Source organism: Paenibacillus lycopersici (genome assembly GCF_010119935.1).
Lineage (GTDB): Bacteria > Bacillota > Bacilli > Paenibacillales > Paenibacillaceae > Paenibacillus_Z > Paenibacillus_Z lycopersici.
On sequence record NZ_CP048209.1, the window covers coordinates 3,316,880 to 3,331,156 of the forward strand.

The following is a 14,277-nucleotide window of genomic DNA, read 5'->3' on the forward strand; positions in this document are numbered from 1 at the left end:
CGAGCGCAAAACCTGTCGCCGATCTCACGCTCGACTTGGCTGCCTTTATTTTTTTTGTTAAAGTATATACAAACGAGAATGGCTTTACACACAAGGAGAGATGATTCGTGAGCGAAGAACGGCATTCTGAAACTATTCATTCCCACCACCATGAGAATACTTTGAACCCGGAAGAGAACATAAAAGAAATGCTCGAAACGCTGTCCCGAAACGGCTGGCGTATCACGGACCAGCGCAGATCCATGGTCACGATTATCGCGGAGCATAGAGGCTATTTATCCCCGAAAGACGTTTACGACCGCCTGGTCCCGATTTATCCCAGCGTAAGTTTCGATACCGTTTATCGGAATTTGCGCATGATGAGCGAAATGGGCGTGCTGGAACAGTTTTATTTCATGGACGGCGGATTAAAATTCAGAGCCAATTGCTTATCCCATCACCATCATCATTTAATTTGCGTGAATTGCGAGAAGACGCTGTCGTTTGATTTTTGCCCGATGGAGCAGGATATGCAGCTGCCGGGCAGTTACAAAATTCTAAATCATCGGTTTGAAATTTATGGCATATGCGAAGACTGTCAGTAAACCAACAAAGCCGGTCCTCCTCGAAACAACGGATGACCGGCTTTGATCTTTATACCTCGCCTGGAACCGGAGTCGTCATTCGCCGGTCCTTATACCAGCGCCATGACAAAGCCCCGAAATAAAATAAGGTTTCCAAGGCTGTGATATAGAAGCTCACCGGCGCATTCGTATAATAGCTCAGGATCAAACCTCCCCAGACGCCTAGCACGCCAAACGACATGGACCATAGAATCATGCGCGACACCGAATGCGTCATATGTCGTGCCGCTGCCGCCGGAGCGGTCATTAAAGTGAACACAAGCAAAGCGCCGACAATGAGAATGGCTTCGGACACGGCTATCGCCAACAGCAGGAGAAACCCAATCGAAATCAAGCGAACCGGCAAACGAGCGGCTTGAGCGCCGGTTGGGTCGAAAGAATCGAATTTAAGCGGTTTATAGAAGAGGACGAATGCGCCAAGCACGGCTATGGATAAGTACATGATCTCCGCGACATTATGCCAGCTGATGCCAACGACGCTTCCGAACAACAACGCATACATCGCAGAAGCCTTTTTCGTGGAAAGAGATAGGAATAGAAGACCAAGCCCCAGAAAGAAACTAAGAATAACGCTAATCGTAACTTCCCTCCGGAATAATTTCACTCCGAATCCGCCGATCGCGAAAGCGCTAGCCAAGGAGAACAACAGCAGGCCGCCTATGGGATTCCATCCCGCGTATACGGAGAATGCAGCTCCCGAGAAGCCGATGTGCGAGAAGGAATGTGCGATGAACGAGAGATTGCGGGCGATGACGAAGACGCCAATGGCGCCGGCCATGATGGCGACAATCGTCCCTGCCAGGAAAGCATGCTGCATAAAATCGTATTGAAGCACATCGATTCCCCTTCCGATTCGTGGTCTAATGATCGCAAATATGCACGTTCGTTTTATTGCCTGTGGTGACGAACAGTTTATCGTCCATTCTGACGACTTCCACGGCATTGCCATATAAGCGCTGCAAAACGGAGGTTTGCATGACTTCATCCACGGTCCCGATGGCATACTGCTGCGGCGTCAAATAAAGAATCCGATCCGCGTACCGGTTGATCAGATTGACATCATGACTGATCAGCATGACGCTTATTTTCCGTTCCTTGCAGACCCTGTCGATGACCGCGGCCATCTCTTCTTGGGCGCCGGGATCCAGATTCGACGTCGGTTCGTCCAACAAGAGGAGTTTCGGATTGCGGACAAGCGCTTGGGCAAGAAATATTCGCTGACGTTCGCCTCCCGAGAGTTGGCCAATGGATGTACGGGATAATCCCGTAGCGCCTGTAAGTTCCAGCGCTTCCGCGATGGCGCCTTTATCTGCACGGTTCAGCCAGGGTCTGATCGTATGCGGTAATCCCAAACTGACGAAATCCACTGCGAGCATGGGGAGTTCGGGGTCGATTTGCCGAAATTGAGGAACGTAACCGATGGCGGTCTCGCCTTTATCGAGGGTCACCGGAAGACGAACCGTTCCCGATTGCGGCTTCAATAATTGAAGCAATACCCGAAACAATGTTGTCTTGCCCGCTCCGTTCGGTCCTAATATGCCCAGAAATTCTCCCGATTTTACTTGGAAGGAAACATCGGCCAAAATCGGTTTCCCGGATATCCGTACATGAATATGTTCGACTTCGATTGCGTAGGCGGATTCCGAAGTGGCGGTTACTAGGTTAGAAGGCGATGCGGCAATGGGGGCGATACTCATATGATCCATCCTTTCAGGTGAACTCGGAAAAAACTTTGCCCGGTAACGGACAAAGTTTTTTCCGGAATGCTTGGTTACGTGCCGGTTTATTTGAGGACCTCTTCGATTTGGTTCAGTTGTTCCGTCATCCACTCGACATAGCTTTTGCCGGCAGGCTGAGTTTCGGTGACCTCTATGACGGGGACGTCGTTTTCCTTTGCAAGATTTACGAGGTTTTGCACGGTTTGACTGGACGCTTGTATGTTGTTTACGAAAAATTTGATTTTCTTTCCTTTAATATCTTCTTGCAGCTTTGCCACGTCCTGAGGCGAAGGATCCGTTTCCTCTTCGGCGGCCATTTCGAATTTCTCATCCGTAATTTGAAGATTCAAGGCCTGAGCCATATAGTCAAACACGGGTTCGGAAACGGCGACCGGAAGAGGGGATGTTTGCTTCAAGGAAGCAACGGCATCGGATAATGGCGCTAAGGATTGCTTGTAATCCTGCGCTTGTTCCATAAAATCCTTCTTGTGCTCGGGAACGAGCTTGCCAAGCTGATCGGCCAAGTAATCGGCGTATTTGCCCATTGTCTGCGGATTATACCAGACATGCTCATTGTCGCCTTCTTGATGACCCATGACGTCGCTGGCAACGCGAATGACCGTTTTATCGGACGCTTTGCCCGAGGCATCGATTAACTTTTGCGCCCATTCGTCATAGCCGATGCCGTTGAAAATAACGACGGATGCTTGATCGATGGCTTTTGAAGCATCGGGCGTAGGCTCGTAATCATGCGGGTCGGCATCCGGACTTGTCAAAAGCGAGGTTACCGAAACGTAACTTCCGCCGACTTTTTCCGCAACCTCGCCGTAGAAATTTTCTGCGGCCACGATGCTGATCGTTGAGGAGGCGGCAGGAGCCGTTTCGCCGGCATCATCCTTGTTAGATCCGCATGCAGCCGAGACTAAGGCTAAGCCGCCAAGCAGGAATGCAGCCGATCCTTTCTTGATGAATGGATTGGTTAATGAAAACTTCTTCATGTTAAGTATCTCTCCCTAATTCTTTATAGTAATAATTACACTTTAGTGCACTGCTGATATTATAGGCCCGCGGAAAACGAGCTGTCAACGTTTTTCGTAAAAATTACAAAAAAGATCTATCTCGGCTTTACTTCGTAATAATTACAATATATGATGAGAGAATAACGAACATACCGATAGATGTTGGAGGACTGTACATGAATGAGTTCATTGCAAAAGCAAAGATCCCAGTCGCCGTATTAAGCGGCTATCTGGGCGCAGGCAAAACCACGATATTGAATCATGTTCTCAATAACCGGGAGGGACTGCGGGTTGCGGTTATCGTGAATGACTTGAGCGAGGTCAATGTAGATGCCGACTTGATTCGGGAAGGCAATGGGTTATCCCATACCAACGAGAAACTCGTGGAAATGTCGAACGGCTGCATCTGTTGTACGCTGCGCGAGGATTTGCTGCGGGAGGTCGAGAAATTGGCGAAGGAGAATCGGTTCGATTACATTCTGATCGAATCAACCGGAATCGGGGAACCCGTGCCCGTCGCGCAAACATTTACGTATCTAGATGAGGATGCCGGTATTAACTTGTCTGAACTTTGTCGTCTCGATTGCATGGTAACGGTTGTGGATGCTTATCGCTTCTGGCATGATTTCGCGTCCGGCGAGACGCTTCTCGAGCGCAATCAAGCTACGGACGAGCAGGATACGCGCGATGTCGTCGATTTATTGATTTCACAGATCGAATTCTGCGACGTGCTTGTTCTTAATAAATGCGATATGGTTGCGGATCAAGATCTCAACCGACTGGAAGCGATTCTTCGGAAGCTGCAGCCGCGAGCAAAATTCATTCGTTCGGTCAAAGGAAATGTATCGCCGGCCGAGATTCTGAATACGAATTTGTTTGACTTCGACGCGGCAAGCGAATCCCCGGGGTGGCTGCAAGAATTGTCCAATCCGGTCCATGTTCCGGAAACCGAGGAATACGGCATCTCTTCGTTCGTATTCGAAGGCAAGCGTCCCTTTCATCCTGAACGACTGATGGCTTGGATGACAGAATGGCCGGAAGAAGTCGTTCGCGCGAAGGGAATTGTCTGGTTGGCTTCAAGAAACGACTTCGGTCAAAACTTCAGTCAAGCAGGTCCTTCGATCCAATTCGGCGATGCAGGCTATTGGGTGGCCGCGCTTCCGGATGAAGAGCGCGAACAAGCCTTTATGGAGGATTGCGACTTGATGACGAATTGGGATCCGCAATTCGGAGACCGTGCAAGCAGAATCGTCCTCATCGGAATTGACATGGACCGCTGCCGGATTGAAGAGGACTTGAATCATTGTTTGTTGACCGACAAGGAGATGGAACTGGACTGGAGCTCGTTCACGGATCCGTTTCCGCGACAGGCAGAGGCTTTTACGGAAGCATTGGCGTAGCGATTAACGATGAATGAGGAGCGCTGAAAATGAGGGTAACGGTTACTTTGGCATGCACGGAGTGCGGAGACCGCAACTATACCACCTCAAAGAACAAACGCAACCATCCTGAGAGGCTGGAAGTCCGAAAGTACTGTCCGCGACTGAAAAAGGTTACGATTCATCGCGAAACGCGTTAAGTCGAGTTGAACGGAAGTGCATCGCTTAAGCCAAGCCTTCGCTTGGCTTATTTGCTTTTCATCAACCGTTTGACGAGCAGAATAGAGCCTGCTATAGTAAAAATACTTTCGTAATATTTACTATTTAATGGCATGAGGCAGCGGTTTGCATTTGCATATGAGACGGAGGGAGAGGGATGGAAATTGACGATCGGCGGCGTTCGACTTGGAAGATAAATCTTGTGTTCGGCTTTATATTCGGATTTATAGTTATTTTGTTTCTCAAACCAACGTTTATCGTACATCCTTCTCTGCCTGATTTATCCGGATTGAACACGTTCAAAACGATGTTTGTGAGCATCGTGCTAGAAGCAATGCCATTCATACTAATAAGCGTATTCGTGTCGTCGCTCATGCAAGTTCTTCTTCCGGAAGGCTGGATCGGGAAGGTTATCCCGCGGAATCCCTTGCTCGGCGTTCTGATTGCCTGTTTACTCGGGATCGTGTTTCCGGTATGCGAATGCGGATTGATACCTATCGTCCGCAGGCTCATAGCGAAAGGCTTGCCTCTTTATGCAGGGGTCGTATTCATTTTAGTAGGGCCTATCGTAAATCCGATCGTTTATTCCGCGACCTTCAATGCGTTTCGAACCCGCCCTGAAATGCTGTACGGACGAATCGGGGTAGCGATGACAGTCGGCATTGCGACAGGGCTGTTTGTCCATTTTGTCGTGAAAGGCAATCAACTTAAGATTCGTCCAGAAAGTCTGTACGCGGATATGGCGAAACAAAATCGGACAACCGCGGACACGTCCTTTCATATCCATAAACGAGGCAGGATGTTTGCCGTATTAAATCACGCAGGCGGAGAATTATTCGATATGGGCGGTTACTTAATATTCGGTGCCGTTGTCACAGCTGCTATCCAATCGCTGCTGCCGAGAGCGGAGTTGGTCGGCATTGCACAAACCGATGTAGGATCACATTTGTTTATGATGGGTTTTGCATTCGTCTTGTCGCTTTGTTCCACATCCGACGCATTCGTAGCTTCCTCATTTGCAGGTACGTTTTCGGCCGGTTCCTTGATTGCCTTTCTCGTTTTCGGACCGATGATGAATGTGAAGGGCATTCTTATGTTGCTTACGACCTTCAAGACGAGATTCGTCATGTTGCTTATCGTGCTAGTAGCGGCAATCGTGTTAGCAGGCTCAATGGTAGCGGAACATCTCATCGCCGCGTATAACTGAGGACGGGAGAATTAATGATGCCGATAACGGAGGATAAACGGTTGGCCAACCATTATTTTTTGCGGGGGCTGCTGTTAGGCGGGTTTACCATATACATCGTATACCTCGTGAAGAGCGATCATTTGCAATATTATATTGCTCCTAGAATGATGATCTACGTCAAATTCGCAGCGTTAGCCTTATTCCTATTGGCTGTCTACTTTATTTACGAAGCGCTGCAGCATCGATTCGGATGGCGAGAAGCCGAAGAGGAGTGCGAATGCGGACACGAGCCTTCCCGCTCTCGTTGGCGGAATATCATATTGTACGGGTTATTTGCGGCACCGTTGCTTTTCGGTTTCGTCTTGCCGGATAAGATTATGGGAAGCGATATCGTAGCTGTGAAAGGGATTAACCTGAGCGGAAGCGCAAACGCAATGAAGAAATCACCGGTTGCGGTTACGACGGCTACAGACCGGCAGCCCGTATCTTCTTCCAACTCAGCGTCTGTTATTAACACGCAACCAACGACAGATACTGCGGCTATGCCTCCGACGAATTCCAAGTCGCAGCCAAGCGCAGAGGAAAGTGAGACGGCCAAGCTGAAGAAGCTCTTCCCGTACGATGAATATACGGAGGACTTCGCAAGACTCGGCATTGCGATGTATCCAAGCGAACTCATTCACGTGAGGCCCGAAGGCTTTCTCGAGGTGTCCACGATGTTAAGCATGTACATGGATAATTTTCTGGGGAAGAAGATCGATATCAGCGGTTTCGTGTACCGCGAGCCTGACATGAAATCCGATCAATTCAGCATCTCTCGTCTTGTTATGAATTGCTGTTCCGCGGATGCGTCGCCTTACGGAATTCTGGTCAAATCACCGCAAACCAATTATAAGAAAGATACGTGGATTCATTTGGTGGGGGTGATCGGAAAAACGAATTACGGCGGAAATACGATCCTGGAGATTACTGCAAAACAAGCGACTGTCATCGAAGCGCCCAAGGATCCGTATGTTTATCCGTATCCGTTTGATAAAGATATTGTGCAATTGGCTGAATAAACGAATCGAGGTCGCCCAGGAATATTCCGGCGACCTCGATTCGTTTATGCGTTGTTAGAAAGTCCGGTAAACGTACGGGTCCTTTGGAGCGGCTATGCTAGCTTCTATCACCATACTGATGGAAATAGTGTTTAATTGAAAAAAGTTTTCACGCAATCCTCTCCGTTTTTGACCAAAGGCTCATTCAAGACATGGATACAAACTGCCATGGAATAAGCAAGAAGACCATCAAAGTTGATGGTCTTCTTGAAATCAGATTTTATTGCGACAGGCCATCATGGATCATATCCAAATCCCATTTCATCATTTTGATGTAGCTATCTCCCGCCTGACCAGGCTTACCCGTGGAATCCGTGAATATTTTACCTTTGATGGGGACGCGGGTTTCTTCGGACAGATTTTCCATGCTTCTGGGATCAACGCTGGTTTCGACAAACAAGGCAGGTACTTTTTTCGTTTTGACGATATCGACGATTCGCTTCATTTGTTCGGGCGTACCTTGATTTTCCGTATTGATTTCCCAAATGTATTGGGCTTCCAGCCCGTAAGCAGCGGAAAAATATTTAAAGGCGCCTTCGCTCGTGACTAATATGCGTCGTTCTTTGGGAATATCGGCAAAACGGTTGACAGCGTCATCGTGTAGCTTCTGCAATTCGTCGATATACGCTTTCGCATTCGCCTCGTAATATTCTTTATTGTCCGGGTCCTTTTCAATCAAGACAGCAAGAGCATTTTGAGCGTATTTGATGCCATTTTCTATGTTCAACCAGGCATGGGGATCTTGCTCGGACTCTTTGCCCGCCGTAGTCAAATATTTTGGCTCTACCCCTTTGCTTAACGGATAGACAGCCGCATTCTCGCCTGACTTTCCAATCGTTGCGAGCATTTTGGTGAACCAACCGTTTCCGGTTTCGAGGTTCAGTCCATTATAGAAAATAATATCCGCGTCGCTTGCATGCTGTACGTCCTCGGGAAGAGGATCGTATTCATGAGGATCGGTGCCTACCGGTACGATCGAATACAGGTTGACGCGATCGCCCGCGACGTTGTGGACGATGTCGTACAGAATTGAGTAAGTGGTCAATATCGTCAGCTTCCCGTCTTCATTTTTGGAATTGGTTTTCGAAGAACAGCCTGTGGCAGCAAGCAGCAGAACGAAGACGACTAATCCTATAAACCATTTGTTTTGACGCTTCATTTGTCATTCCTCCGAATAAATAATGGATACCTATAGAGTTAAGCGCGAAGCGAAGCTCTTTTTCTCCTTGCCAGCAGTGCTCGCCACACGACCCCTTGCTTGGGCGAGAAGGAAAACGCGAGCGCGAATAAACAGACGGATGCGAGCACAATGGCAGCCCCGGAAGCCAGATTGAACTGAAAGCTGAAAAATAAACCGATTACTGCTGAAACGGCACCGAAGGTGGCTGACAAAAAAATCATTTTCCAGAGTTTGTTGGTTAACAGATAGGCGGTTGAAGCTGGTGTAATCAGCATCGCGACGACTAAAATAATGCCGACCGTCTGTAGGGAGGCCACGGTGACCAACGTCAATAGGGTCATCAGGAAGTAATGAATCAGCCGGTTGGGCAATCCGTAGGCGGCGGACATGACCGGGTCGAACGAGCTGACCAAAAGCTCCTTGTAGAATACGTAAATGGCGGTCAAGATGAAGAAGCCAATGGCAAAGGTGATCCACATATCGGACAAACGCACGGCCAGTACATTACCGAACAAAATGTGATACAGATCGGTCGAGCTTCTGGCGAACGTGATCAGTATGATGCCGGCCGCAAAAAAGGCGGTAAAGATAATCCCGATTGCTGAATCATTTTTGATTCGGCTGTTTTGGCTGACGTATCCGATCCCCATTGCGGTGAGCACCCCTGTGACTACCGCACCGAAGAAGAAGTTGACACCGATCATGTAGGACAGAGCGACCCCTGGCAGCACGGCGTGCGAAATCGCGTCCCCCATGAGCGCCATACCGCGCAAGACGATGAAGCAGCCGATGACACCGCAGATGATGCCAACCATGACCGATGTGACCAGCGCCTTTTGCAAAAAGGCATAATCCATTAAACCATACACGAATTTCATGAGGACACCGCCCCTATATTCCAGTCTGAAAATGGAAGCTGTGCGGCGTAAGCTTCTTTCAAGCTGCCGGGTTGGAATACTTTCTCCACCGCCCCCGAATCTACTAGGCGAACGTTCAACAACAGCAGTTCGTCAAAGTAAGCGTGCGCTTTGCTCAGATCATGATGAACGACCAGCACTGTCTTGTTATGATCTCTCAGTTCCTTCAGTAAAGTAATAATGGTTTCTTCGCTTGTCACGTCTATGCCGACGAACGGTTCATCCAGACAAAACAACTGCGCTTCCTGAGCCAGCGCCCGGGCTAGAAACACCCGCTGCTGCTGCCCGCCAGACAATTCTCCGATTTGACGCTTCCCGAAATCCGCCATACCTACTTTTTCAAGACAGTGACAGGACCATTCTTTGTGCCGCTTCTTCGGGCGGTGAAACAGTCCCAGCTTTGGATAAGTGCCGAGCAGAACCACATCGGAAACCGTGATCGGGAACGTTAAATCGATTTCGCTTCTTTGCGGCACGTATGCGATCTGTCGGCGCATGTCTTTGAGCGGTTTTCCGAGTATCGCGATCTCACCTTTGTCACGGGGAATCAACTCAAGCAGAGACTTAAACAAGGTGGATTTACCCGCTCCGTTCGGACCGACGATACCGATCATGCGGCCTTGTTCCAACGTAAAGCTAATATCCGCAAGAGCATCCTTCCCATGGTAGGAGACAAATAAACGATTGACGGAGACAGCCGGCGGCTTCATTACCCGCACCTCACTTTATTAGATTATTGACATAGGGCAGCATCTCTTTTTCCCTTGGGACAAACATTTGTCCAGATGAAAATATGTTTCATCAGGGAAACTTATTTGCCTATAAGCATAAAACAGTTTTGAAACGCTGTAAAGTGTTTTGGTAAATTTTCACAGCCCATGTTTACTCAGGGAATGATTGACGAACCATCTATATGCTGATAAACTTTTGTTGTAATAATTACAGTTAAACGCAGGGGAAGAGATATCTATTCATCAGGACGACGTAAGAGGAGGCTTATAATAATCAATTGCTGACTCAAATCGTAATAATTACATGCATCAGAGATGGCTTTCTTAATGAAGAAGAATCCGAATAGCATAGCAGCAAACGCAACTTCCTGAATAAGGAGGTTGCTTTTGTTTTTACGGGAATGTTAGCAGGAGGAAAGTTCCGTTAGTTATAGAAGTTAATAATTGATAACCTAAACTAACGATAGAAAAGGGGCATGAACCATGACCGGAAGGATCAAACCCGCGTTTCAGATCTTCATGGCGGCCGTGATGACGGCCGTGCTGCTGGTTGGCTGCGACAACTCCGCCAAGGCCAAGTATCTAGGACCGAGTCTTGCCGACTATGCGCTCTACAAGGATTACTCGTTCGGCACCTCGCGCAGCGTGAACAGCCTGGACGCGCTCTCGAAAGATTTTAACGCTTACGGCATCGCCGGTACGATTGTCATTAACCATGAATGGCAGCGCTATCAACCGATCAATGCGACGAACCATGTGCTGACCGATAAATCCTTGGATTTGACAGCGGTCGCGAATCTTGGCGGCGTCCAGGACGGCGGCATCAGCAGCGGACAAATCACGACGAAGGAAACGTTCTACCCCTCGGATGGCAAGACGTATATCTTCCAGCTGCGGGCCAAAATTCCGAACGGCGTCGCTACTTGGCCGGCCTTCTGGATGTATTCGCCGGGCGGATCGGATTCGACCGATTCCGAGATCGATATTTTCGAATTTTTCAATTCGGAGAAGCAAAACCAATACGACTGGACCGGCTATGACCATGGCGCCGGAGCGAGCGTCGATACCTACAAAATCACGGACCAAGGCGTATGGCATCCGGGCACCGATTTCTCGGCGGATTACCATACGTACACGCTCATCTGGAAAGAAGGCCTCATCGAGAAATGGGTGGACGACACGAAGGTGAAAACGACCAAGTTCATCTGGTACGGCCCGCCGCCGCAGGTGATCATCAACTTGGCGATCGGCGGCGGCCCGAACGCCGAACCGACCGCGGACACCTTCCCGGCGAAGTTCAGCCTGGATTATTTCCGCGTCTATGTGAAGAAGTAAAGGGCGTCAATCGCTGAACTGCAGCCTGAACTGTACCGGCGTCATCCCCGACAGCCTGCGGAACGTATGCACGAAATGACTGTCGTCCTGGAACCCGACGGCTATCGCGACTTCTCTCACCGTCAGCCTTCGGTTGGCGCGCAGCAGCTCCTTCGACTTCTGGATCCGGAACTGCAGCAAGTATTGATAGGGGCTTAACCCCCAGCTTTTGCGAAATAGCGTATTGAGGTGCTGGGGGCTTATCGCAAGCGTAGCGGCCATCTGCTCGAGACCGAGCGCGGAGTTGCCGTATTCCTCCTCGATGAGCAGGTAGATCGGAGTCAGCCGCTCGTGGCCGGCCGACAAGGAGCTTTGACCGCTTAGCTGCCCATACTGCTTTAATAGCGTAAGGAAGGCGTAGACCTCAAGGGAGCCGTTGACGCCGGCGAGATCGAAGCTGTATTTGCACTTCTCTTCCGCCGTTTCGTGGATATGCGCCATCGGACATTCCGGCTCCCATCCGATCGGCTGCGCCTGCGGAAGCTCCAGCGAGGCGGTGATCGGGTTGGCCAGCGCGCCGTCGAACGTCATATACCAGATTTCCCATTTGTCGGTTACCGCTTGGTAATGGTGGGGAACGTTCGGCTTCACCAGGATCCCTTGGTTCGCTTGAAGGCGGTAAGTGCTGCCGCCGACCGTGAAATCTCCGCATCCCTTGATCGTGTGCAGCCAGTGGAACGAAGGGAAGCCATGCTCTCTATGGATGGGGTGCTGTTCATTGTCATGCCCCATGCCCGTCAGATGCAGGGGCAAGCTGCGGTCCCATGCCGTCGTCACGAAATAAGTGCCGTAGTTTGGTTTCAGGCTCATTACCCGCTTTCATTTTTTTATACCAATAATGAGATATATTATATATTAAACGCGTATCTATTGAATTAAAATAATTTTGAGAGTTGCGTTTTATTATACTAATCGCTGAATTGGAGTGAATTTGTGCCATGTCCGTGAAGCTTGGTGTTATTGGTACCGGAGGAATCGCGAATCACCATTTGAAGAACCTCGTGAAGATGGACGGGGTCGAAATGACGGCATTTTTCGACGTTGACGCATCGCGTGCCGAGAAGGCGGCTTCGGAATTCGCCGGAGCGAAAGCGTTTACGAACCTTGACGACATGCTGGACGATCGCAAGCTGGACGGCGTGTACGTCTGCATTCCTCCAATGGCGCATGGCGATGCGGAGCTGAAGCTCGTCGAACGCGGCATTCCGTTCCTCGTCGAGAAGCCTCTCGGCATCAACAATGAACTGCCTGCACGCATCGCCGAGCAGGTGAATGGCAAGAAGCTGCTCACCTCCGTCGGCTACCATTGGAGATACGAAGAGGCTACGGCTCAGGCGAAGAAGCTTCTCGAAGGCGCGCAGCAGGGGATGGCGCTCGGCTACTGGATGGGCGGCATGCCGATGGTTCCATGGTGGAGAGTGATGAACGGCTCCGGCGGCCAATTCGTCGAGCAGACGACGCATATCGTGGACTTGCTCCGTTATTTGTGCGGCGAGGTCAAGGAAGTCTATGCGGCTTACGCGCTTCAAATCATGGATAAGCAAGTTCCGGGCACGGACGTTCCCGACGTAGGCTCTGTAACGATGAAGCTGGCGAACGGTACGATTGCGACGATTTCCAATACCTGCGCCATTCCTGTCGGACACCATGTCGGACTTGACCTGTACACGAACCGCGGCGTGCTGGAGATCCGCGGCGGCACGCTTCGCGAGATCACGCCGGAAGGCGTCAATAATTTCAACGGCAGCACGAACGCGTACAACACCGAGGACGAAGCTTTTATTTATGCGCTGCGCACCGGCGACGCTTCCAGAATCCTGTCGAATTACGATGATGCGCTCCGTACGCACGCCGTGACGATCGCTGCGAACGAATCCGCTGCATCGGGCAAACCCATTACGCTCTAATATTAGCAAAGGCGGTAGTAACCATGAAATTTTCACTCTGTATCGGCGCTTATTCCGGTAAAGACGAAATCTATCATCTGGAGAAAATCAAAGAACACGGCTTGCACGGTCTGGAGTATTACGCCTGGTGGGATCTGAAGGACATCCGCCGTACGGCGAAGGAGCAGGAGCGCATCGGCGTCGGCATCAACGCGACCTGCACGAAGTTCATCAGCCTGGTGAACGAATCGCTTCGCGACGCGTATATCGAAGGCGTGCGCCAATCGATCGAAGCTTGCAAAATCCTTAACGTTCGTTCGATGATTTCCCAGACGGGCAACGTTCTCGACGGCATCCCGCGTTACATTCAACGCGCGACCATGATCGAGACGCTGAAGCGCTGCGCCCCGATGCTGGAAGAAGCGGGCGTCGTTCTCGAGATCGAGCCGCTGAACGGTCTGGTCGACCATGCCGGACATTTCTCCCAGCGTTCCGACGAGTCCGTCTACATCGTCGACCAAATCGGCAGCCCGAACGTGAAGCTCGTATTCGACGTGTACCACCAGCAGATCACGGAAGGCAACGTCACTCGCAATGCGGTGAATTACATCGACCGGATCAACCACTTCCATATCGCGGACAACCCGGGACGCAAGCAGCCGGGGACCGGCGAGCTCAACTACGTGAACATCCTCAAGGCGATTCAAGGAACCGGATTCGACGGGTTTGTCGGTCTGGAGTGCGGCTATACCGTTGACACGGACATCGCGGTAGAACAATTCAAACGCGACATCGTAGCCCCGGCATTAGGATAATAGGCGAATGCGCATATAGCGGCGTGAGGGACGGTTGTTCCTTCGCCGCTATTTCTCGTTGTAGGACGCGATTAGCCGGTCTGGGTTCTCAACGAAGCGATGGAGCGATGAAGCAATGAATCAATAG

At 50.2% G+C, this 14,277-nt stretch carries 15 protein-coding genes; 8 read left to right on the forward strand and 7 right to left on the reverse strand.

From position 1 onward, the window contains the following. The first annotated feature begins 188 nt into the window (after window positions 1–188). On the forward strand, window positions 189–584 hold the full coding sequence (locus GXP70_RS14760; protein ID WP_162360487.1) for a Fur family transcriptional regulator: 396 nt from the start codon (window positions 189–191) through the stop codon (window positions 582–584). Between the two features lie 49 nt (window positions 585–633). Here the strand turns inward: GXP70_RS14760 and GXP70_RS14765 are convergent, their stop codons facing one another. From GXP70_RS14765 to GXP70_RS14775, 3 genes are all read right to left on the reverse strand, one after another. Continuing rightward, complete coding sequence (locus GXP70_RS14765; protein WP_162357525.1) at window positions 634–1,458, reverse strand: metal ABC transporter permease; 825 nt, start codon at window positions 1,456–1,458, stop codon at window positions 634–636. A gap of 25 nt (window positions 1,459–1,483) precedes the next feature. Beyond that, the gene (locus tag GXP70_RS14770) at window positions 1,484–2,320 is read right to left on the reverse strand and encodes a metal ABC transporter ATP-binding protein (RefSeq protein WP_162357526.1); all 837 of its coding nucleotides are present in this window, start codon (window positions 2,318–2,320) and stop codon (window positions 1,484–1,486) included. An 86-nt stretch (window positions 2,321–2,406) separates the two neighbouring features. Further along, window positions 2,407–3,339, reverse strand: coding sequence for a metal ABC transporter solute-binding protein, Zn/Mn family (locus GXP70_RS14775; protein WP_162357527.1), 933 nt, complete (start codon window positions 3,337–3,339; stop codon window positions 2,407–2,409). 197 nt (window positions 3,340–3,536) lie between these two features. Here GXP70_RS14775 and GXP70_RS14780 point away from each other — a divergent pair, with 197 nt between their 5' ends. The 4 genes from GXP70_RS14780 to GXP70_RS14795 all read left to right on the forward strand — a co-directional run bounded on the left by GXP70_RS14780 (window position 3,537) and on the right by GXP70_RS14795 (window position 7,208). Then, complete coding sequence (locus GXP70_RS14780) at window positions 3,537–4,760, forward strand: GTP-binding protein (RefSeq protein ID WP_162357528.1); 1,224 nt, start codon at window positions 3,537–3,539, stop codon at window positions 4,758–4,760. 29 nt (window positions 4,761–4,789) lie between these two features. Beyond that, complete coding sequence (gene rpmG, locus GXP70_RS14785; protein ID WP_162357529.1) at window positions 4,790–4,939, forward strand: 50S ribosomal protein L33; 150 nt, start codon at window positions 4,790–4,792, stop codon at window positions 4,937–4,939. 176 nt (window positions 4,940–5,115) lie between these two features. Beyond that, entirely contained in the window at window positions 5,116–6,165 is a 1,050-nt protein-coding gene (locus GXP70_RS14790) for a permease (RefSeq protein WP_162357530.1), read from the forward strand. Between the two features lie 41 nt (window positions 6,166–6,206). Then, entirely contained in the window at window positions 6,207–7,208 is a 1,002-nt protein-coding gene (locus tag GXP70_RS14795; RefSeq protein ID WP_162357531.1) for a TIGR03943 family putative permease subunit, read from the forward strand. A gap of 259 nt (window positions 7,209–7,467) precedes the next feature. On the opposite strand, the gene GXP70_RS14800 is transcribed toward GXP70_RS14795, so the two are convergent. From GXP70_RS14800 to GXP70_RS14810, 3 genes are read right to left on the reverse strand one after another with little or no spacing between them, the layout of a single operon-like run. Further along, complete coding sequence (locus tag GXP70_RS14800; RefSeq protein WP_162357532.1) at window positions 7,468–8,406, reverse strand: metal ABC transporter substrate-binding protein; 939 nt, start codon at window positions 8,404–8,406, stop codon at window positions 7,468–7,470. 38 nt (window positions 8,407–8,444) lie between these two features. Beyond that, the gene (locus tag GXP70_RS14805) at window positions 8,445–9,305 is read right to left on the reverse strand and encodes a metal ABC transporter permease (RefSeq protein WP_162357533.1); all 861 of its coding nucleotides are present in this window, start codon (window positions 9,303–9,305) and stop codon (window positions 8,445–8,447) included. Further along, window positions 9,302–10,054 carry a metal ABC transporter ATP-binding protein gene (locus GXP70_RS14810; protein WP_162357534.1) on the reverse strand — a complete coding sequence of 251 codons (753 nt, stop codon included), beginning with the start codon at window positions 10,052–10,054 and terminating at the stop codon, window positions 9,302–9,304. Before GXP70_RS14810 ends, GXP70_RS14805 begins: the two co-directional genes overlap by 4 nt. Before the next feature lie 504 nt (window positions 10,055–10,558). Between GXP70_RS14810 and GXP70_RS14815 the strand changes: the two genes are divergently transcribed. Then, window positions 10,559–11,410, forward strand: a complete 852-nt coding sequence (locus GXP70_RS14815; protein WP_162357535.1) for a glycoside hydrolase family 16 protein — start codon at window positions 10,559–10,561, stop codon at window positions 11,408–11,410. A gap of 6 nt (window positions 11,411–11,416) precedes the next feature. On the opposite strand, the gene GXP70_RS14820 is transcribed toward GXP70_RS14815, so the two are convergent. Beyond that, window positions 11,417–12,259 carry a helix-turn-helix transcriptional regulator gene (locus GXP70_RS14820; RefSeq protein WP_162357536.1) on the reverse strand — a complete coding sequence of 281 codons (843 nt, stop codon included), beginning with the start codon at window positions 12,257–12,259 and terminating at the stop codon, window positions 11,417–11,419. 128 nt (window positions 12,260–12,387) lie between these two features. On the opposite strand from GXP70_RS14820, the gene GXP70_RS14825 reads away from it, so the two are divergent. Further along, entirely contained in the window at window positions 12,388–13,356 is a 969-nt protein-coding gene (locus GXP70_RS14825; protein ID WP_162357537.1) for a Gfo/Idh/MocA family protein, read from the forward strand. Between the two features lie 23 nt (window positions 13,357–13,379). Next, a complete protein-coding gene (locus tag GXP70_RS14830) occupies window positions 13,380–14,150 on the forward strand; it encodes a TIM barrel protein (RefSeq protein ID WP_162357538.1) in 771 nt (256 codons plus the stop codon). Window positions 14,151–14,277: the final 127 nt, after the last annotated feature.